We start from the raw sequence: 21379 nt of genomic DNA on the forward strand, positions 1-21379 counted from the left end.
TGAACAATTACGCCTTCTTGATTGGAGCAAATTTGGCAAGGAGTCGTTTAATGCCGGTTGGACTAGGAAAAGCAATATCAAGCTCCGTTCCTTCACCCTGTCCTTTTACACTCACAACTGTTCCAATTCCCCATTTGCCGTGTTCCGCTTTGTCTCCCACTTTCCAGCCAATCGTGTCGCCGCCAGTTGATGCAGCTACAGGGCGCATAACCGGTTTTCTTGGCGCTTGATTCCCAAAAGCGGTCCCTATTGAAGCAAATGATCTTCCGGAAGCCCCAAAAGGACTGTTCATTTTTTTCTCCGGCTCCACCCCTTCAAGGAGATCTGCAGGAATTTCACTAATAAACCTTGAGGCAGGATTCATATTGGTTCTTCCAAACAAGGTTCTCATCTGTGCATTGGTAAGGAACAGAGTTTGTTCTGCCCTTGTGATACCTACATAGGCAAGACGGCGTTCCTCTTCCATTTCGGCTTCTTCCGTAAGCGATCGGCTGTGCGGGAATACTCCCTCTTCCATACCAATTAAGAAGACAACGGGGAATTCCAATCCTTTTGCAGAGTGCAGGGTCATAAGCACAATGGAATCGGCCTTCTCGCCTTCATCATCCATCGAATCAATGTCCGCAACAAGTGCTAAATCTGTTAAGAAGGCAATAAGACTTTTATCTTCGTTCGATTCTTCAAAGTTTTTGGTAACTGATAATAATTCCTCTAAGTTTTCCAAGCGGCTCTGTGCTTCAAGCGATTTTTCCGCCTTTAGCATTTCCCTGTAACCGGTCTTTTCAAGAACATCTTCAACTAATTCTGTTACAGAAAGAAATTCCTGCATTTGTGAATAATTGCGAATCATATCATGGAATTCTCTTGCTGCTTTTGTAATTTTCGGGCTTAAACCGATCAATTCAATTGAATCAAGTGCCTGATATAAGGATAAATCATGCATCGCCGCAAAATCGGCTATTTTATCAAGCGAACTGGAGCCAATCCCGCGTTTTGGAACATTAATGACACGCTGCAAGTTTAGGTCGCCATCCGGATTGGAAATTAACCGCAAATAGGCGAGCATATCCCTGATTTCTTTTCTGTCATAGAACTTCGTTCCGCCAACGATGCTGTATTGGATATTTGATTTTAGTAAAACTTCCTCCATCACACGGGACTGAGCGTTTGTCCGATAAAGAATGGCAATGTCCGCCAACTTATATTCACCGTTTCGGGTTAATTCTTTAATTTTGCCTGCGACAAATTGGGCTTCACCCTGTTCACTGTCGGCACGGTAATAAACTAGTTTATTACCCTCCGGGTTTTCCGTCCAAAGATTTTTCGCTTTACGATTCATATTATTGGCAATAACCTTATTGGCCGCCAAGAGAATCCGCTTTGTTGAGCGGTAGTTTTGTTCAAGCAGAATAACTGCTGCATTCGGGTAGTCTTTCTCGAAGGATAGGATATTAGCAATATCCGCACCTCTCCACCTATAGATGGATTGATCGGAGTCTCCCACCACGCAAAGGTTTTTAAAACGAGTTGCCAGTAATTTTACTAAAAGATACTGTGCTTTGTTTGTATCCTGATACTCGTCAACATGAATGTATTGAAATTTCCGTTGATAATACTCGAGCACTTCCGGTATTCGACTAAATAATTGAATTGTCATCATAATTAAGTCATCAAAATCAAGGGATTGATTTCGGCGAAGACGCTTTTGATACTCCTCGTAAACATCACTGACGACTTGTTCAAAATAACCTCCCGCTGTTTTAGCATACTCTTCAGGTTCAATCAGTTCGTTTTTTGCAGAACTAATTGAACCTAAGATTGCCCTCGGATCAAATTTTTTCGGATCAATATTTTTATCCTTCAGGATTGCTTTCACAACTGACTGCTGTTCACCGGAATCCAAAATTGTAAAATTACGATTAAAGCCTAATCTGTCAATATCTCTGCGTAAAATTCTCACACACATGGAGTGAAAGGTGGAAATCCAAATTTCTTCGGCAGCCCTGCCCATCATTTTTCCGATTCTTTCTTTCATCTCTCTTGCGGCTTTATTGGTAAACGTAATTGCTAAAATATTATAGGGATTAACCCTTTTTTCTACTATTAAATAAGCAATTCGATGCGTTAGCACTCTTGTTTTACCGCTTCCGGCACCGGCCATCAATAAAAGCGGTCCGTCTGTCGCTTTTACAGCACTTTGTTGCTCCGGATTCAAGCCATTTAAAAGCTTGTCTGATAAATATTGCATTTCGTCACCACCATACCAAACATTTGTTCTAGTTTTATTTTAATGCTATTTTCGTTCTCTAGCAAATTTTATCTTACACTTTTAACAGTTGCTAATGCGTTATCAAAGTCTTCATAGATGGCGTTGCCCACCACTACTACATCTGCATGATTAGCCATTTCTGCTGCCTTTTCAGGGGTAGTAATTCCACCGCCATAAAATAATGTTGTGTTATTAAGCACCTTTTTTACATCAGCTACCAAGTTTACATTGCCATATTGACCGCTGTATTCTAAATAAAAAATCGGCAACTGAAACATTTTTTCTGCCATCATGGCGTAAGCTTTGACATCTTCAGTCGTTAACTCAGAATCGGCAGATGTCAGCTTTGCCGCTTTGCAATCCTTGTTCAGGATACAATAGCCTTCCATGACGATTTCTTCCCAATCCATAATGTCACCGAATTCTTTTACAGCCTGCCGGTGAAGTCCCGTTATCCACTTTGGATCATTACTATTTATTATTGTCGGAATAAAATACAGGTCAAATCCCGGTGTCACCGTTTCGATGCTTGAGATTTCGAGTACACAAGGAACGGTAAACCGGCGAATTCTTGCCATTAAATCGAGGACTTTTTCGAGTGTTACCCCATCTGTTCCACCTACGATGACCGCGTCGGTACCTGATTCACAAATTTTTTCTAATTTTTCGTCCGATATCTCTTTATTTGGGTCGAGTTTAAACACATGGCACCACTCGCGAAAATCATACATCCCAAAATCCTCCCATTCATCTTTCCATTACACCATTATAGCATTAGGCCGAAACGATACAAAAAGAAAACCGTAATTCTCTAAATAGAAATCTTAACCATTGATAGAAAAGCGTAAGTTTCCATTAAGCGAAGTACAACTGTCGCCGGGCGCAGAGCCGGACATAAAAAAACCGAAGAGTTCTCTCTCCGGTTTGGCATTATTATTCTTCCACAACTTTTGTACTGTTTTCTTCTTTAAGCCTTTCAAGCACTAATTCGTACGTGTCGTTTCCATAGTTTAAGCAACGTTTTACACGTGAAATCGTTGCTGTGCTAGCACCTGTCTCTGTTTCGATTTTATGATAGGTGTTTCCTTCGCGAAGCATCCTTGCTACATCTAAACGCTGTGCTAACGATTGAATTTCATTAATCGTGCACAAATCATCAAAAAAGCGGTAGCATTCCTCCAAATCCTTTAATGAAAGAATTCCCAGGAATAATTGATCGAGCTCTTTTCCCCGTAATTTATTTATTTGCATATTTTTTACCCCTTTAATTGATATTATTGTTTCACATTGAACGAAACACTTTTTTCGAGACCAGGGTTTGTTGGGACAACATTTACCCATGTCTTTCCTTGGACAAATGGAGCAACTTTACCATTTTTCACCGGAACAATTCTTCCGTTTTCATTTTTCCATTCCACTTCATTCACATTGCCCATTTGCAATAAGTAGCCTCTTCCACCGGATACTAAATCAATGCTCCTGTGTCCCCCTGAGTCTACAATTTTGTGGACAGCCTCAACAATAAAGACATTATCAAGTAAAATTGGCTCTTTTGTTTCTAAATCAACAGTTTGTTCACTACCTGAAAACCGCTTATATTTGCCAAGAGTTGCATCAAACACAAAAGATGAATCAGAGGTATGGCTGGAAGAATAGGAAATCATTACGGATGACGCATCGTTTCCTGTAATCTTCTTACTATCTTCCTCAGGCATGAACGTGAAGGCAGGAGGTGTCTGATCCATTGAATATTTCTTTAGCTTCACACCTTTTAAAATGTTTTCATACGTAATATAGGAATTGTGAGGCGCTTTCCGAAAGCTTGCCCGTTGAAAAAGGGTGCCATCATAGACCATACCATCAAGATCATTAATATAGCCCTGTTTTAGCATTTCTTCTGCTTCCGGACTTTCACCATGATGAATATACAGTGCATCCAGTCCCTTGGCCAGTTCCATATAATATTTTCTGGCACTTCGAATAGGTCCGATATTTCTCGGTTTTTCACTTTGAAATACAGCAAGAAAGCGGGTAATATCTCCTTCTGCGAGAATTTCATAAACGATGTCAGCCTTGTTCAACCCGGATTGCGGTCTTGCCAAAGGATGGTTGTTAACCATAACCGCAATGGCTCTGCCGTCAGTTTGTGTTTGAGAGCCCTTCCCCGTTAAAGGAAAATAATAAGGGTATTGGTTTTTCTCTTCTTCTTTTTTCGCAGGCTTTGTTACTTCCTTTTCCTTTTTGACAGGCTCTTTGACGGCCTTTTTATCACTGCAGCCTGCGAGTAATAAAAGAACAGCAATTATCGCAACCGCCCATTTTCTCATATTATGAACACCTCTGTTTCCTAATCCAACTACGGTGTCAATTCTTTCTCGCTGTAGTTCGTTAGTACATTTACATTTTAACGCATTATTGACGGAAAGAGTACAGTTTTGTTCATCACATCATACATTCCCTGTTGGGTAATGCGTATATATGGCAAGTGCGTCGATGAAAAGAACAACAAGGAGTGAAGGGGATCTGAAAACGCATAGCCCCGCTCCTGCAATTTTTCCAGCAATTCTTTTTCTTGATTCATTAACTCTTCCATACGAAGGTCCGTCATAGCTCCACCTAATGGTAAACCAAGCTCACAAATGGTTTCGCCGCCTTCTGTCATGACAATTCCTCCGCCAAGTTCTTTCATTCTGTTAAATGCATGGAGCAAATCCGGTTTGCTTTTCCCAATTAAGATGATATCGCCCGTACTGGAAAAAGAACTGGCCAAAGCCGGTAAATTTGTAGCAAAACCTTTTAAAAGCGTATTAATTCTCCATTTCCCATTTCGGTCAATGAGGGTAAAAAAGCATTCATCATAATTCGTTGCCAGCTCATCTCCTGAAACATCAATCGCAATAGAATAAGGCTTCGTGATGACAGAATTCTCCATTTTGATCCCAAAAGGCATGGAAAATTGCAAATCATCCATAGATAATTCCCAATCCAATTCCATCGGTTTTAAACCATATTCCCCCCAGTTGATAGAGCCGTATGCATTTGTATTCTCTCCGCGATGTTTGACCCATTTTCCTTTTGCAAGTACTGAAACCGGTGTAGGGTCTTCAATACCTGATAAAAAATTGATATTGGCTACACGTCCTGTGGCAATGTTACCATGTAAATGGTCAATACCGTAATAACGGGCAATATTAATTGTCGCCATATTATAGGCATCAATGATTGGAACCCCTTTTTCGATTGCAATCCTAATCATTTGATCCGTTATTCCCTGTTCATAAAAGGTCGATGATGAACCATCCGTGTTAAGCATTAAGCGATCATATGCCTGAATTCCCAATCGTTTTAAATCATCTAATAATTCAGGTAAATCCGGACGGATTGACGAATAACGTAATGACACCATATAGCCTTGCATTAACCGGTTATACACCTCTTCACCGGTCATCGACTCATGATCACTATCTGCTCCAAGCAGCATCATTTTGGCCAGTGTTTTTTCGGAAGCACCGGGAAAATGTCCTTCGATTTTCTTTCGCATCCTCTTTGTTTCCTGAATCCAATGAAGCATCATATCATCGCCGTCCAACAATTTTGGCCACCCTGTCAATTCCCCGCCTTGCAGAACGGCATCATGCTCAAGCCATGATTTAATATTGCTGTGGGAAAAAATTTCATCTTCATTTAAAAGCTCCGTTTGCGAATCAAAACGACTCCACCAAAACATGGTAGTCGGAATAGAACGCAGATCTTTCAATAATGAAAACGCTTCCTTTTTAGTTAAATTTAAAAGCATGGGCATGTTGTCATTGATTAAGGTCGTCGTTCCAAACTGGGATGCATAGGCCGCGAGCGTATGGGGATTATATAAATTAAATGGGTGAGCATGCGGTTCGATGTATCCCGGTACAAGAATTTCATCCGTACAATCAATTATTTCGCAGTTTCCAATATGAGCGGGCAAATTTTTTCCAACATAAACAATTCGATCTTCATAAATCCAAATATTTGCCCTCATCCATTGACGAAAGGTTTGATTTAAATACAAAGCATTTTTCAATAAAATCGTCGGTGATTCTTTGCCATCCAAAATGGATACATGCATGCGTAAATGTCTGTTTTTCCAGCGGTAACGTTGTTCTAGCATACAATATCCCTCCCTTTTAAAAATACTATTAATCTATATAAAGGTTGATTTAGCAGTAAAGAAAGCCCTTACAAAAAATCTTTTGTTTCTATACTATCATATTTTACTGTTTAAAGCATTAAAGAATTGATAAATATTGTAAAAATATTGTGAAGGAGTGAACAATGTGAATATTAAACCGAATATAAGTATTTTGAATGCTTTAATACGAATCACGATTGGATTAACTGTCTTATCTTGGTGCACGGCAAAACTTGTTAAACAGCCTTGGAGAGATTCCTATCTGTTTGTTGCATTATGCGGAGCAATGAAGGTTGCCGAGGGTATTGTTCGTTTTTGCCCTGTTACTGCCTTATGTGAAAGATATCAAAATTGGATGGAAGACCAAAATCGTACACAGAATTCCGTTGAAGAGGCGGATGGATCAAATACCGATATCGATCAGGTACTCCCTTACAATCCTTCTTAAGAAGAAATAGGGACTGACCTTATTGGTCAGTCCGCGAATATGTTTTGGGAATTTAATAAATAAAGTGCTTTATTGCTTTTCCACCGATATCTTTCCGGTAAAAGACTCCGTCACACGTTAATTTCTTCAGTTCCACATACACTTTTTTCTGAGCTTCATGTAAATTTTCCGCTCTCGCCCCGACAAGGAGAACCCGGCCGCCGTCCGTAATTAATTCACCGGATTTATTTTTGGAAACTCCCGCATAGAAGGTAAAAACATCTTTATCTATTTCCGATAACCCCTCTAATACCGCACCCTTTTCAACTGCTTCAGGATAACCTGCTGCAGCAACCACAACACCAAGCATTGCCTGTTCATCCCATTTTAGAACCGGACACTTTCCGTCTAGCAGGTCAATAATGGTTTGGACTAAATCCGATTTTAATCTTGGTAAAATGACTTGCGTCTCAGGATCACCGAAACGGGCGTTAAATTCAATTACCTTTGGACCATTTTCTGTTTCAATTAAACCTGCATACAGGATTCCGCAAAAGCTTCGACCTTCCTGTACCATCGCTTTTGCTGCGGGCTTAAGAACAGTTTCAATTGCCATATGGACCACATTATCACTAATATGCGGAACCGGTGAATAAGCACCCATTCCACCGGTATTCGGCCCTAGATCACCATCAAATGCCCGCTTATGGTCTTGTGCAATTTCAAGCGGAACAACGGTTTCCCCATTTACAAAAGCCATCAATGAAAATTCCTCACCGCTTAAAAATTCTTCAATGACCACCCGGGAGGAGGATTCACCGAACTTCCCGCCAATAAGCATTTCTTCAAGACTTTGGATTGCCTCTTCAATGGTTAAGGCAACCGTTACACCTTTTCCAGCCGCTAGTCCGTCTGCCTTAATGACAATCGGTGCCCCTTTTTCTTCTATATATAGACGCGCCTCTTCAAAAGAGGTAAACACCGCATACTCAGCAGTAGGAATCTGATATTTGTCCATCAGTTCCTTCGCAAATGCTTTACTGCCTTCGATTTCAGCAGCCGCTTTCCGTGGTCCAAATACAGCTAAGCCTGCTTCCATGAATTTGTCGGCGAGCCCTTCTAGGAGCGGTACCTCCGGCCCGATAATCGTCAAATCAATTTGCTGTTCTTTGGCAAATTGCAGAAGCTGTTCATGGTCTGTAATAGAGACGAGCTCTGCCACATCTACCATCCCCGGATTACCCGGTGCTACAAATACCTTGTTAACTTGCGGGCTTTCCTTAACTTTTCGGCAGATGGCATGCTCTCTTCCGCCCTGGCCAATGATTAAAACCTTCACCATTCACACCCCCGCTTAATGTTTAAAATGTCTTACTCCCGTAAATACCATGGCAATCCCATATTCATCCGCCTTTTTGATGGAGTCCTCATCACGGATGGAGCCACCTGGTTGAATAATTGCTGTTATTCCTGCTTTGGCTGCTGCCTCTACGGTATCACCCATTGGGAAAAAGGCATCAGATGCCAGGGATGCGCCTTCAGCTTTTTTACCTGCCTGCTTTAAGGCAATTTCTGCTGCACCAACGCGATTCATCTGTCCTGCACCAATTCCAATGGTCATATCCTCGCTTGTAACAACAATCGCATTCGATTTCACATGTTTAACAACCTTCCAGCCTAACTTTAATGACTCCCACTCTTCATCAGTTGGCTGTCTTTTCGTCGGAATCGTGATGTTCGCATCCTCTAATGTAAAGCGGTCTTGTTCTTGAACGAGCAATCCGCCCTCAATTGTTGTCATCTTCATTTCCGCTTTTTTCGCTTGTTCAAATGGAATCGTCAATAAACGAAGATTCTTTTTCCCCGTTAAAATAGCGAGAGCTTCTTCTGAATAAGAAGGGGCAATAATAATTTCTAAGAAAATTTCATGTAGTTTTTGTGCAGTTTGAGCATCTACTTCCTGGTTAAAAGCAATGATGCCGCCAAAAATAGAAACAGGGTCTGCAGCGAACGCTTTTGTAAAAGCTTCATATCCCGTTTTTCCTGTACCAACACCGCATGGATTCATATGTTTTACCGCTACTGCAGCTGGTTCTGTAAATTCCTTCACAATCTGAAGTGCGGCATCAGCATCATTGATATTATTATAGGAAAGCTCTTTTCCGTGAAGCTGCTCCGCATTAGCAATAGAGAACGTTGATCCGAGCGGTCTCTTATAAAAAGCTGCATTTTGATGAGGATTTTCCCCATAACGCAGTGCTTGCTTTAATTCATAGGTCACTGTTAATTTTTCAGGCATTTCCTCCTGAGCTAAATCAGTCATGTACTCAGCGATTAATGCATCATAGGCTGCCGTGTGGCGGAAAACCTTCGCCGACAGCTTTCTTCTCGTTGCCAGACTTGTTTCACCGTCAGACTTTAATTCTGTTAAAACCGTTTGATAATCAGCCGGGTCAACCACAACTGTCACATATTGATGATTTTTCGCTGAAGCACGAAGCATTGTCGGACCGCCAATATCAATATTCTCGATCGCATCAGCAACAGTCACCCCGGGCTTTTCAATCGTTTGCTGAAATGGATAGAGATTCACACACACTAATTGGATGGGCTGGATTTGGTGTTCATTCAATTGCTGTTGATGCTGCTCATCATCATGCTTGGCTAAAAGGGCACCATGAATAAAAGGGTTTAACGTCTTGACACGTCCTTCCAGGATCTCAGGAAATCCAGTTACATCACTCACACTTAGGACAGGGATTCCTTGTTCTTGAAGGGCTTTTTTCGTCCCTCCCGTAGAAATGAGTTCGAAACCGAGGCTGACAAGATTTTTGGCAAACTCGGTAATTCCATTTTTATCGGAAACACTAATAAGCGCGCGTTTTTTTGTCATTTGTAACTCCTCCTTGTGTTAGCAGCATCTGTAAAATCGATGGATATAGCTTGTGCTCAATTTTATGAATTTTCTCTTGCAGGCTTTTTCTTGTTTCATTTTTATCTAAGCGCACCCGCTCCTGGACAATAATCGGTCCTGTATCCATTCCTTCGTCAACAAAGTGGATGGTGACACCGCTCCATTTCGCTCTGGCAACCAATGCCTGGCCAATTGCATCCTTACCGGGAAAGTCAGGCAACAAGGATGGATGGATGTTGACAATCCGCCCTTCAAATTCTCTTAATAATGTTGAACCAATTAACCGCATGTAACCTGCTAAGACAATAAATTCCACCTGATGTTTTTTTAATTCTGCCAAGATTTCATTTTCATAGTCTTCCTTACTGCTATAGTCTTTAGCCTTAAAAACAAAGCTGGGAATCCCTGCCATTTCGGCTCGCTCGAGACAAATTGCACCCGGTCGATCACAAACGAGAAGAGAAAGGTTTGCATCAAGCTCTCCTGCTTGAACAACATCTACAATGGCTTGAAAATTGCTTCCGCTACCCGACGCAAACACAGCGATATTTTTCATTTTCTTCCTCCATCACCGGTAATCGTGATCCCGTCATTTTCCGTTACAACACCAATTTCATACGCCGTTTCACCGCATTGACTAAAATGTTCCAACACTGCGTCAGCATCTTTGCGATCGACTGCTATTACCATGCCGATTCCCATGTTAAAGATATTATACATCTCTTGCGGATTGATTTGTCCAAGGGAAGATAGCAAACGGAACACCGGTGGAATGCTCCAGCTGTTTTCATAGATTTCCGCACCAAGACCTGCAGGCAGCATCCTTGGAATATTCTCGATAAAACCGCCGCCGGTGATATGAGCCATCCCTTTTAAGGTGAATTTTTTCATAGCAGATAAAATCGGTTTCACATAAATTTTTGTCGGTTTGAGTAGTTCCTCGCCTAATGTACACCCTAGTTCCGCAACAAATTCGGTTAACGACGAATCTGCAAATACTTTCCGAACAAGTGAATAGCCATTGCTGTGAATCCCGCTTGAAGAGAGGCCGATGAGCACATCTCCGGAGCGGATCGTTTCCCCTGTGATTACAGCAGATTTTTCGCAGGCGCCCACTGAAAAACCTGCGAGGTCGTACTCATCTTTACTATATAAACCGGGCATTTCTGCCGTTTCTCCGCCAATTAACGCACAGCCGGCCTGCTCGCAGCCATCGGCAATGCCTTTAACAATCGCTTCGATTTTTTCAGGAACCGCTTTTCCGCAGGCAATATAGTCGAGAAAATATAACGGCTCAGCACCTTGTACCACAATGTCATTCACACACATCGCTACAGCATCAATGCCGATCGTGTCGTGTCGGTCCATCATAAAGGCAATCATCAGCTTCGTACCGACCCCGTCGGTCCCTGATACAAGAACGGGTTCTTTTAAGTTTAGGGCTGACAGATCGAACATGCCGCCGAAACCGCCCAAGCCTCCCAGTACTCCGGCCCGTGCCGTTTTTTGAACATGCTTTTTCATTCTCGAAACAGCTTCATAGCCCGCTTCGATGTCTACTCCTGCTGCTTTATATGCATTAGCCATGACTGCCCCTCCTATTTTTGATAATAATATTGCAATGTATCAGGATAAATTTCTGTTGGGTATTTTCCGGTAAAACAACCAAGACAGTACCCTTCTGTTCCCTCACCGTCTTTTTTACCGATGGCTTCAACCATTCCTTCTACACTTAAAAATGTTAGTGAATCCGCACCAATCAGTTCTCTTATTTCCTCTACTGAATTACCAGAAGCTATCAATTCTTCCTTCGTTGATGTATCAATCCCATAGAAACACGGATTTTTAATGGGCGGCGAACTGATGACTACATGGACCTCAGTCGCTCCTGCATCTTTTAACATCGTCACGATACGACGGCTGGTTGTTCCCCTAACAATCGAATCGTCAACCATGATGACACGCTTTCCTTCTACAACACCCCGAACCGGTGATAGTTTCATTTTTACCCCTTGCTCCCTTAGTGATTGCGAAGGCTGGATGAAGGTACGTCCGACATAACGATTTTTAACTAAGCCCATTTCATAGGGAATTCCTGCTGCCTCGGCATAGCCGATTGCGGCTGAAATGCTGGAATCCGGTACACCTGTAACGACGTCCGCTTCAATCGGAGCTTCAACCGCCAATCGTTTCCCAAGATTTTTACGGGCGGTATGAACATTGATACCTTGAATATCACTGTCAGGTCTTGAAAAATAAATATACTCCATTGTACAAATTGCTTTCGTGGTACTGACGGCAAATCGTTCAGATGTTAGACCATCGTCGTTTATAATTAAAAGTTCTCCCGGCTGGATATCGCGAATATATTCAGCTCCTACAACATCAAAGGCACATGTCTCTGATGCAACAACATACGCATCACCAAGGCAGCCAAGCGAAAGTGGTCTCAAGCCGTGGGGATCGAGCGCCACCATTAGCTCCGTTTCCGTCATAATTAAATAGGCATAAGCGCCTTTTAACATCGAAAGAGCATTTTTAGCACGATCTTTTGAATCAGAAAAACCGCTTCTCTTCATTAAATGAGCCAAAACTTCCGTATCTGAGCTCGTTTGAAAAATGCTTCCCTGTGCTTCAAGCTGATGTTTTAAGACATTGGCGTTGACCAAATTTCCATTATGAGCAAGCGCAAGGCTGCCGCTTTGTGAATGGAACAAGAGCGGCTGGACGTTCTCATAGCCGCCACCGCCGGCAGTGGCATAACGAACATGGCCGATGGCCGCAGTCCCTATTAATTCCTGCATCACATTTGATGTAAAAATCTCAGAGACTAAACCTTCGCCCTTTGCACCTTTAAGCGTTTTTCCGTCGGATACCACGATACCGGTACCTTCTTGACCGCGATGCTGAAGACTATGAAGGCCGTAATAGGTAAGCTGTGCAGCATCAGGATGTCCCCAGACGCCAAAAATTCCGCACTCTTCATTCAATCCCTTTATTTCAGCAAGCATGGGATAGCTCCTTTCCAGGCATCTTTCAATTGTTCAACCGAAGCTTCAAGTGCAATTTTCTTTTCCGTTAAAACGCGAAGCGTCCCTGAATTATTCACTTCTCCGATGTGCAATGCTGCTACTAGACTCTCAAACTCCGTTTGATGTTCTTTTTTTACAGTTAAAAGAAAACGGGATTGCGTTTCACTAAACAAAGCCACTACAGGGTTTCCTGTAATATTCACTTCTGCACCAAGATGTCCGCCGGCAAAAAGACATTCTGATAATGCTACTGCTAATCCGCCTTCGGAAAGATCATGGGCTGATTGCACCACTCCCGCACGGATGGCTGCAAGAATTTGGTTTTGTCTATCTTTTTCAAGATTCACATTTAACTCCGGAGCTTTGCCAAAGATCTTACCGTGCTGTAGTTTTTGAAGTTCGCTGCCGCCGAATTCAGCCTTTGTTTCACCCACTAAATAAATAAGGTCGCCATTATCTTTAAAATGCTGGGTTGTAATATCGTCAATATCGCTGACCAATCCAACCATGCCAATCACAGGTGTTGGATAAATCGCTGTTCCGCTCGTTTCATTGTATAAAGAGACGTTGCCGCCAATTACTGGTGTCTGAAGGACGCGGCAAGCTTCACTTATTCCATCTGCTGCTTTTTCAATCTGCCAGAAAACTTCCGGTTTCTCCGGGTTTCCAAAATTTAAATTATCCGTAATTGCCAATGGCTCCGCACCTGAACAAATGATATTTCTCGCTGCTTCCGCTACTGCAATTTTCCCGCCGACTTCCGGATCCAAATAGACATAACGGGAGTTGCAATCTGTTGTCATCGCTAAAGCTTTCCGGGTTCCGCGAATTCTGACCACCGCAGCATCAGAACCGGGGGCAATGACTGTATTGGTTCGTACCATATAGTCGTATTGCTCATACACCCATTCCTTGCTGGCAACGGTTGGCTGACTTAAGATTTTTAAAAGCGTTTCTTTTGCGTCATCAATCTGTGGAACTATATCTTCCATTGCTTGGAATTCAGCAAAATAGCTTGGTTCTTTTGAAGGTTTATGATAGACCGGTGCATCCTCTGCTAATGCATCAACCGGAACATCGGCAACGATTTCTCCATTATGAATAAGACGCAGTTTTTTATCGCTTGTAACCGTACCGATTCCAACTGCTTCTAAACCGTATTTCGCAAAAAGATCAACGATTTCTTGTTCTCTGCCTTTTTGAACGACAATCAGCATCCGTTCTTGAGATTCGGACAGCATCATTTCATAAGCAGACATTCCCGTTTCCCGCTGTGGAACAAGGTCTAAGTTCATCTCAATCCCCATTCCCGCTTTGCTTGCCATTTCAGCAGAGGAACTGACCAATCCTGCTGCGCCCATATCCTGAATACCTACAAGTGAATCAAAATGTATTAACTCTAGGCATGCTTCTAACAGCAATTTCTCCATAAATGGGTCGCCTACCTGAACAGCCGGGCGATCTTCATTGGATTGTTCTGTTAATTCTTCAGAGGCAAACGTCGCACCATGAATGCCGTCGCGGCCTGTTTTGGCGCCGACATACATAACGGTATTGCCTTCACCGTGTGCCTGCCCTTTTTTAATATCCTTATGGTCAATCAACCCAACACACATCGCATTGACTAATGGATTGCCTTCATAGCATGGGTCAAATTGAATTTCGCCGCCTACAGTTGGAATACCAATACAATTTCCATATCCTGCAATACCGGCAACTACTTCTTTAAATAAATAGCGTACCCGTGCGGAATCCAGTTCACCAAAGCGAAGCGAGTTTAACATGGCGATTGGCCGTGCGCCCATGGAAAAAACATCACGGATAATCCCGCCTACGCCTGTTGCCGCACCTTGATACGGTTCAATCGCTGACGGATGGTTATGACTTTCGATTTTAAAAACAACTGCCTGATCATCACCGATATCAACAATCCCTGCGCCCTCACCGGGACCCTGAAGGACACGGTCACCAGTAACAGGAAACTTTCTAAGTACAGGCTTTGAATTTTTATAGCTGCAATGCTCGGACCACATAACGGAGAAAAGTCCGGTTTCAGTATAATTTGGTGTACGTCCAAGAATGTTCTCAATCAATGCAAATTCTTCATCGGACAAACCCATCTGCTGGTAAAGTTTTTCTGTTTTCACTTGCTGCGTACTTGGCTCAAGCTTTAACAACATGTGCTTCCCTCCAATTCTTTACAATCGATTGAAACAATTTCAGTCCATCAGCACCGCCCAAAAGCTTATCGACCGCTCTTTCCGGGTGGGGCATCATTCCAAGAACATTCCCTTTTTCATTTGTAATTCCAGCAATATCAGCAAGGCTTCCGTTCGGGTTCTGCTGATATGTAAAGACGATTTGATTGTTTTCCTTTAATTTCTCGAGCGTTTCCTCGTCACAATAGTAGTTTCCTTCTCCGTGCGCAACCGGGATCATGATCGTTTGTCCTTCGCTATATTCACCCGTAAACATTGTCTGCTTGTTTTCTACCTTTAATTCAACCGGCTTACAAATAAAGGATAGGCTCGCGTTTCGTCTCATCGCTCCTGGAAGTAATCCTGCTTCGAGGAGAATCTGAAATCCGTTACATACTCCTAAAACCGGCTTACCTGCTTCTGCAGCTTTTATTACTTCCTTCATGACATTACTAAATCTGGCGATAGCTCCAGTGCGCAAGTAGTCACCATATGAAAAACCGCCCGGGAGCAAAATTCCGTCAAACTCTTCAAGGCTTTCTGTATCGTGCCAAACATATTCAACCTGCTCTCCAAGTTCATCTTGAATGGCATGGAACATATCAACGTCACAATTCGATCCTGGAAAGACGATTACCGCAAATTTCACTGAGTAACACACTCCTCTACTTCGTAACGGTAATCTTCAATAACCGGATTCGCTAACAGATTGTTACAGATTTCATTCACTACATCGTTAATATCCTGCTCTGATTTCTCAATTGTTAGCTCCATATATTTACCGATTCGGACATCGGCTACTTCCTTATAATTTAGAGAATGTAAAGAATTCGTTACTGCCTTACCCTGTGGATCTAATACACTTTCTCTTAACGTGACAAATACCTTAACTTTATACATGCTGATGTCCTCCTAATCTCGCTAAAATATTTTCATATGCATCTGTTAAATTCCCTAAATCTCGACGGAATACATCTTTATCGAGCTTTTCATTCGTATTTTTATCCCAAAATCGACATGTGTCAGGGGATATTTCATCAGCAAGTAAAATTTGACCTTGATTGTCTTTTCCAAACTCAAGTTTAAAATCGATGAGACGGATTCCAAGCCCATCAAAAAAGCTCAATAAAACAGTGTTTATTTTTAATGCTTTTTCACGTAAAACTGCGATTTCTTCCGCTGTTGCCAAGTTTAACTCAAGAATATGATCGTTTGTTAGGAGCGGGTCTCCAAGTTCATCATTTTTTAAATAAAACTCAACGATTGGTGCAGTTAATTCCTTTCCTTCTTCGACTCCTAATCTTTTTGAAAAGCTCCCTGCCGCTACATTCCGAACCACAGTTTCGAGCGGGATGATCGTTACTTTTTTCACGAGCTGTTCCGTTTCTGAAACTTGCTCGATAAAGTGAGAATCAATTCCAGCTTCTTTTAACTGTAAAAATAGCAAACTGGTAATCTCGTTATTTAAACGTCCTTTACCGGTTATATTTGCTTTCTTTTCCCCGTTAAAAGCTGTTGCCGAATCCTTGTACTCAACCAAAACGATCTGTTCATTTTCTGTTGTATAAATTCTTTTCGCTTTTCCTTCATATAGAAGTTCTTTCATCAGGAACGCCTCCAGGTTTCGCAATATTAGGAATCTTCAGGATAAAACAGAGGGGCAATGCAAGCCCCTTTAATTATTCATTTAAGCCTAATCGTTCAAAAATGGTATTTACATGCTGCAGGTGATAGTTATAATCAAAACAATCGGCAATTTCTTCTGGTGAAATTAATGCCGTAATTTTCGCTTCTGCTTCAATCAAACCGCGGAAAGGAACTTGTTTTTCCCATGCTTCCATAGCCTTCGGCTGTACGGTGTCATATGCTTCTTCACGTGATAATCCTTTATCAATAAGAGCAAGAAGCACACGTTGTGAATAGATCAAGCCGAGTGTGCGGTCCATGTTCCGTTTCATATTTTCCGGATAGACAGTCAGGTTTTTAATTATATTACCAAAGCGGTTAAGCATGTAATTCAAGCCAATTGTGGCATCCGGTAAAATAATCCTTTCTGCTGAGGAGTGAGAAATATCACGTTCATGCCAAAGCGGTACATTTTCATAAGCAGTCAGCATATAACCGCGAATTACACGGGCAATTCCTGTCATATTTTCCGAGCCAATCGGGTTCCGTTTATGCGGCATCGCTGATGAACCTTTTTGCCCTTTAGCAAAAAATTCTTCGACTTCACGTGTCTCACTTTTTTGCAGTCCACGGACTTCAACAGCAAACTTTTCAATTGAAGTTGCAATCAAGGCGATGGTTGACATGTAATGGGCATGTCGGTCCCTCTGCAACGTTTGCGTTGAAATAGGAGCACTTTGGAGCCCAAGCTTCTCACAAACATATTTTTCAACAAAAGGATCAATATTGGCATACGTTCCAACAGCTCCGGAAATTTTCCCGAATTCAACACCCTCTGCCGCCTGCTTAAAACGCTCAAGGTTCCGTTTCATTTCTTCATACCAGAGGCCAAGCTTCAAGCCAAATGTCGTAGGCTCTGCATGAACCCCGTGTGTACGTCCCATCATGACAGTAAATTTATGTTCAATCGCTTTGTTCTTTAAAATCTCAACAAAGTTTTCAAGATCCTTTTGTAAGATAGTATTTGCCTGCTTTAATATATAAGAAAGTGCCGTGTCTACTACATCTGTAGAGGTTAATCCGTAATGAACCCACTTGCGCTCGTCTCCCAATGTTTCCGAAACTGCCCGCGTAAAGGCAACAACATCATGGCGGGTTTCCTCTTCAATTTCTTTAATCCGTTCAATATCGAAGGAGGCTTTTTCGCGAAGCTTTTGTACATCCTCCTTTGGAATTTCCCCAAGCTGGGACCATGCTTCACAAGCAAGGATCTCCACCTCGAGCCAGGCGTTAAAGCGGTTCTCTTCCGTCCATATTGCACCCATTTCAGGTCTTGTATAACGATCAATCATCTTTTATCCTCCAAACATTTTTTAATAATTATTCTTTCTAAGCCCTTACCATCACTTGATTCCAAACGCCGCTCTTTTCCGCTTCCTCTAGCGCCGTTTCTACAGATTCGCGAAGCAGTGTAACATGCCCCATTTTCCGTTTAAACTTTGGTTCCTTTTTGCCATAAAGATGTACTTTCCAATCCTTCACGTCTGATAATTTCTCCAACATGCGAGATTGGTGTTCCCCTAATAGGTTGACCATTACAGCAGGTTTTAATAGCTCTGTACATCCAAGCGGTAAGTTACACACCGCTCTGATATGCTGTTCAAATTGTGACGTTTCACACGCTTCAATGGAATAATGCCCGGAATTATGCGGTCTTGGAGCAAGCTCGTTTATATAAATCCTATCATCTTCAGTTAAAAACATTTCAACAGCCAGTGTTCCAATTAACGTAAAAGCATCGGCGAGCTTCTTAGCATATTGGATGGCTCTTTCTTCTGCCGTTTTACTTATTCTGGCAGGAACAATTGTCTGATGGAGAATATTGTTTATATGAACATTTTCCGCTACAGGAAAAACGGTTGTATCACTATTCATACTTCGTGTGACGATGACGGAGATCTCTTTTTTAAAAGGAACCCATTTTTCAAGAACACAACTGCCATGCCCCAGTAATTGGGCAGCTACCTCAATTTCCTGCTCATTACGAATGACTACTTGGCCTTTTCCATCGTACCCGCCGCGTGAAGTCTTCAAAACAGCCGGTAAACCCAACCTCTTGATACTATCATAGATATCATTTATTGAATAAATTTCAGCATACGGTGCCACTTGTACTCCTGCATTCTGTATTGCCCGTTTTTCGGTTATTCGATCTTGAGAAATTTCAAGTAATTTTTTTCCTTGCGGAACATAGGCATTTTCACAAAGCCAGGAGAGTGCCGCAGAATCAATGTTTTCAAATTCATAGGTAATCACGTCGCTGTTTTCAGCTAACTCCTTGATTGCATCCATATCATCATAGGAAGCTATTATTTTAGCGTCTGCAATTTGGCCGCAAGGTGAGTCGGCAGTAGGGTCAAGGACAGCAATTCGATAGCCCATTTCCCGTGCTGAAAGTGCCATCATTCTTCCCAACTGCCCGCCGCCAATAATTCCAACCGTTTGACCAGGTAAAATAACTTTATTAGACAAGTTCATCACTGCTTTCTATTGCTGCTATTTTTGCTTCCTGACGCATTCTTTCAAGTCGTTCGGTCAATTCTAGATCAGTTATCGATAAAATTTGAGCAGCAAGTAAACCTGCATTTGTTGCACCCGCTTTTCCGATTGCGACAGTCGCAACAGGAACTCCCGCCGGCATTTGAACAATGGATAATAAAGAGTCTAAACCATTTAGTGCTTTTGACTGAACCGGAATTCCGATAACAGGCAGTGTCGTTTTTGCTGCTACCATTCCCGGTAAGTGTGCAGCCCCTCCTGCACCCGCAATAATTACCTTTATTCCTCTATTTCGTGCAGAATCTGCAAAATCAAACATTAAATCAGGAGTCCGATGTGCGGAGACAACTCTTTTTTCGTACGGGATGTCTAAACGATCAAGTGTTTCACATGCATGCTTCATCGTTTCCCAATCGGATTTACTTCCCATTATGACGGCTACTCTCGGGTTCATGTTTGTTCCTCCCCAAACTTTTTCCAATATAAAAAGCCCTAAACAGACACTTTCCCCAATTTTGGTTTGAGAGAAAGCAGTCTGTCCGGGCTGGAAATTCGAACAGAATAATACCTCGAAGTGAGTTAACACTTACGGCATCATCCACTTCCCCTCATAGTCCAATCATTTACGGTAATTGGGTAGAAACTCATGGGCCATATTCCCATTATTATACGAGGGTAATACTTTATGAACTTTTCGATACCTCTATATTAACAATTATCACTGCAAATGGTCAATAAAAACGAACATTTTTTTTAATTGGTAAATTTAATGTTCGCTTTTGTCGATTACCTTTGCTTCAAAAATGATTTGCCTTCCAATTGGTTCATATGTGGTTTCACTGCCTATTATGACCTCTTGAAAAATCGGCTTCTCCGTCCTTCGAGTTGGGACACAGCCCTGTTTCCTGATCCGCTCCAGGCAATCTTCGATCGTTTCATTTTCCTGAACCTCAAAATTCATTTTCTTTCTATCTTTACTCATGAAAACAATTTCCCTCTTTTCACAGTTTTGACCCAAAATCCGCCATGGATCGATTTGGGCTCATAAGAAATGATGAATGCTTTTGGATCCAAATTCTTTATCGTATCATATAATCGCAATTCAAATTTTCTTGGCGTTAAGATTTGCATCGCCATCCGATCCCCTTCGAGCCCATTGGCCTCCCAGTTCGTTACTCCATAACCTTTCTCTCTTAAAATTCCTGGCAGGTCCTTATCATATTCCTTTGTAATGACATTGACTGTAATATAGCCCAATGCCAACTTTTCCTCAATTTTCATACCCACAATTACACCAATCCCATACCCAACCGCATAGGCAATCAGGTTTTGAATTTCATTAAGATTCTTCAAAACAAGGCCCAAACCCAGGACATAAATAACAACCTCAATCGTACTTAGAGACGCTGCTAAATAGCGCCGGCCCTTTAACGTTAATATCATTCGAATCGTAAAAAAAGATACATACACAATATTAATAATAAGAATAATAGCAACCATCATAAAACTATTGTGCATCAAAAGAAATCCCTCCCAGATATGTTCTCTTTCTGTAGTACAGTTTAACTCTATTTTGAATCGTTTGTTAAGAGCCAATTTAAATTGTTTTTAATTTTTTTAATTAGGGGGAAGACTCTGTTAAATTTCTTGAAATTAAACTCTATGGTTTATGTACCGGTTTCAAAAGTTTATGTGCCACTTTTATGCATTTATGTGCCACTTTTACCTTTTTATGTGCCAACTCCTCTTAGACACCTTTCTAAACAAATAAATATCCAGGCAATAGCCTAGATTAGGTATCTTTCTCACCTTACTTTCTAGAAATTCGGCCTTTTTTTGTTCTACTTCTCGGGCATTGGACTTTTTAAGTTACCTCTTTTTTTATTAATTCTTTCTTTATCTTCCGCTTTTCATGATTTATGTGCCGGTTCCAAAAGTTTATGTGCCGCTTTTATTCATTTATGTGCCACTTCATTCTTTAAGAAGACCATAGTTAAATACTCTGCTCTCTTTAGATTTATGGCCTATCCATTTATCCTTAAGGACAAAACACAAAAAAGGACAACCCATATAAGGTTGTCCTTCATTGTCGCCTGGCAACGTCCTACTCTCACAGGGACTCGCGTCCCAACTACCATCGGCGCTGAGAAGCTTAACTTCCGTGTTCGGTATGGGAACGGGTGTGA

At 41.8% G+C, this 21379-nt stretch carries 20 protein-coding genes, 1 rRNA gene and 1 riboswitch; of the genes, 1 reads left to right on the forward strand and 20 read right to left on the reverse strand.

Annotation, left to right across the window (positions count from 1 at the left end):
• Positions 1 to 7: 7 nt before the first annotated feature.
• From pcrA to J2S10_RS23895, 5 genes are all read right to left on the reverse strand, one after another.
• Positions 8 to 2248, reverse strand: a complete 2241-nt coding sequence (pcrA, locus tag J2S10_RS23875) for a DNA helicase PcrA (protein ID WP_307413098.1) — start codon at positions 2246 to 2248, stop codon at positions 8 to 10.
• A 68-nt stretch (positions 2249 to 2316) separates the two neighbouring features.
• On the reverse strand, positions 2317 to 3000 hold the full coding sequence (pcrB, locus tag J2S10_RS23880) for a heptaprenylglyceryl phosphate synthase (protein WP_307413101.1): 684 nt from the start codon (positions 2998 to 3000) through the stop codon (positions 2317 to 2319).
• Positions 3001 to 3202: 202 nt separating this feature from the next.
• Complete coding sequence (locus J2S10_RS23885; protein ID WP_307413103.1) at positions 3203 to 3520, reverse strand: YerC/YecD family TrpR-related protein; 318 nt, start codon at positions 3518 to 3520, stop codon at positions 3203 to 3205.
• Positions 3521 to 3543: 23 nt separating this feature from the next.
• Positions 3544 to 4596, reverse strand: coding sequence for a DUF3048 domain-containing protein (locus tag J2S10_RS23890; protein ID WP_307413106.1), 1053 nt, complete (start codon positions 4594 to 4596; stop codon positions 3544 to 3546).
• A 77-nt stretch (positions 4597 to 4673) separates the two neighbouring features.
• Positions 4674 to 6416, reverse strand: coding sequence for an adenine deaminase C-terminal domain-containing protein (locus J2S10_RS23895; RefSeq protein WP_307413109.1), 1743 nt, complete (start codon positions 6414 to 6416; stop codon positions 4674 to 4676).
• A 166-nt stretch (positions 6417 to 6582) separates the two neighbouring features.
• Here J2S10_RS23895 and J2S10_RS23900 point away from each other — a divergent pair, with 166 nt between their 5' ends.
• Complete coding sequence (locus J2S10_RS23900; RefSeq protein WP_307413112.1) at positions 6583 to 6885, forward strand: YgaP family membrane protein; 303 nt, start codon at positions 6583 to 6585, stop codon at positions 6883 to 6885.
• A 52-nt stretch (positions 6886 to 6937) separates the two neighbouring features.
• Here the strand turns inward: J2S10_RS23900 and purD are convergent, their stop codons facing one another.
• The 15 genes from purD to rrf all read right to left on the reverse strand — a co-directional run.
• Positions 6938 to 8203 (reverse strand): phosphoribosylamine--glycine ligase, encoded by a 1266-nt coding sequence (purD, locus tag J2S10_RS23905; protein WP_307413151.1) that lies wholly within the window; start codon positions 8201 to 8203, stop codon positions 6938 to 6940.
• 15 nt (positions 8204 to 8218) lie between these two features.
• Complete coding sequence (gene purH / locus J2S10_RS23910) at positions 8219 to 9757, reverse strand: bifunctional phosphoribosylaminoimidazolecarboxamide formyltransferase/IMP cyclohydrolase (protein ID WP_307413115.1); 1539 nt, start codon at positions 9755 to 9757, stop codon at positions 8219 to 8221.
• Positions 9732 to 10334, reverse strand: a complete 603-nt coding sequence (gene purN / locus J2S10_RS23915; RefSeq protein ID WP_307413117.1) for a phosphoribosylglycinamide formyltransferase — start codon at positions 10332 to 10334, stop codon at positions 9732 to 9734. Before purN ends, purH begins: the two co-directional genes overlap by 26 nt.
• The gene (gene purM, locus J2S10_RS23920; RefSeq protein ID WP_307413119.1) at positions 10331 to 11365 is read right to left on the reverse strand and encodes a phosphoribosylformylglycinamidine cyclo-ligase; all 1035 of its coding nucleotides are present in this window, start codon (positions 11363 to 11365) and stop codon (positions 10331 to 10333) included. Before purM ends, purN begins: the two co-directional genes overlap by 4 nt.
• Positions 11366 to 11376: 11 nt before the next feature.
• On the reverse strand, positions 11377 to 12789 hold the full coding sequence (gene purF, locus J2S10_RS23925; RefSeq protein ID WP_307413121.1) for an amidophosphoribosyltransferase: 1413 nt from the start codon (positions 12787 to 12789) through the stop codon (positions 11377 to 11379).
• The gene (purL, locus tag J2S10_RS23930; protein ID WP_307413123.1) at positions 12774 to 14990 is read right to left on the reverse strand and encodes a phosphoribosylformylglycinamidine synthase subunit PurL; all 2217 of its coding nucleotides are present in this window, start codon (positions 14988 to 14990) and stop codon (positions 12774 to 12776) included. The genes purF and purL overlap by 16 nt, the downstream gene beginning before the upstream one ends.
• Positions 14974 to 15657, reverse strand: coding sequence for a phosphoribosylformylglycinamidine synthase subunit PurQ (gene purQ / locus J2S10_RS23935; RefSeq protein ID WP_307413124.1), 684 nt, complete (start codon positions 15655 to 15657; stop codon positions 14974 to 14976). The genes purL and purQ overlap by 17 nt, the downstream gene beginning before the upstream one ends.
• Positions 15654 to 15908 carry a phosphoribosylformylglycinamidine synthase subunit PurS gene (purS, locus tag J2S10_RS23940; protein WP_307413126.1) on the reverse strand — a complete coding sequence of 85 codons (255 nt, stop codon included), beginning with the start codon at positions 15906 to 15908 and terminating at the stop codon, positions 15654 to 15656. The genes purQ and purS overlap by 4 nt, the downstream gene beginning before the upstream one ends.
• The gene (gene purC / locus J2S10_RS23945; RefSeq protein WP_370876276.1) at positions 15901 to 16614 is read right to left on the reverse strand and encodes a phosphoribosylaminoimidazolesuccinocarboxamide synthase; all 714 of its coding nucleotides are present in this window, start codon (positions 16612 to 16614) and stop codon (positions 15901 to 15903) included. The genes purS and purC overlap by 8 nt, the downstream gene beginning before the upstream one ends.
• 73 nt (positions 16615 to 16687) lie before the next feature.
• Positions 16688 to 17986, reverse strand: a complete 1299-nt coding sequence (purB, locus tag J2S10_RS23950; protein ID WP_307413129.1) for an adenylosuccinate lyase — start codon at positions 17984 to 17986, stop codon at positions 16688 to 16690.
• A 37-nt stretch (positions 17987 to 18023) separates the two neighbouring features.
• Positions 18024 to 19172: a 5-(carboxyamino)imidazole ribonucleotide synthase gene (gene purK / locus J2S10_RS23955; protein WP_307413131.1), complete on the reverse strand. Its 1149-nt coding sequence runs from the start codon at positions 19170 to 19172 to the stop codon at positions 18024 to 18026.
• The gene (gene purE / locus J2S10_RS23960; protein WP_307413133.1) at positions 19159 to 19647 is read right to left on the reverse strand and encodes a 5-(carboxyamino)imidazole ribonucleotide mutase; all 489 of its coding nucleotides are present in this window, start codon (positions 19645 to 19647) and stop codon (positions 19159 to 19161) included. The genes purK and purE overlap by 14 nt, the downstream gene beginning before the upstream one ends.
• Before the next feature lie 137 nt (positions 19648 to 19784).
• A riboswitch (purine riboswitch) is annotated at positions 19785 to 19886 on the reverse strand.
• A gap of 73 nt (positions 19887 to 19959) precedes the next feature.
• Complete coding sequence (locus J2S10_RS23965; protein ID WP_307413135.1) at positions 19960 to 20175, reverse strand: NETI motif-containing protein; 216 nt, start codon at positions 20173 to 20175, stop codon at positions 19960 to 19962.
• A complete protein-coding gene (locus J2S10_RS23970; RefSeq protein ID WP_307413156.1) occupies positions 20172 to 20711 on the reverse strand; it encodes a DUF2179 domain-containing protein in 540 nt (179 codons plus the stop codon). The genes J2S10_RS23965 and J2S10_RS23970 overlap by 4 nt, the downstream gene beginning before the upstream one ends.
• Before the next feature lie 573 nt (positions 20712 to 21284).
• A 5S ribosomal RNA gene (rrf, locus tag J2S10_RS23975) occupies positions 21285 to 21379 on the reverse strand; the annotation flags it as partial.

The organism is Neobacillus ginsengisoli (assembly GCF_030813055.1).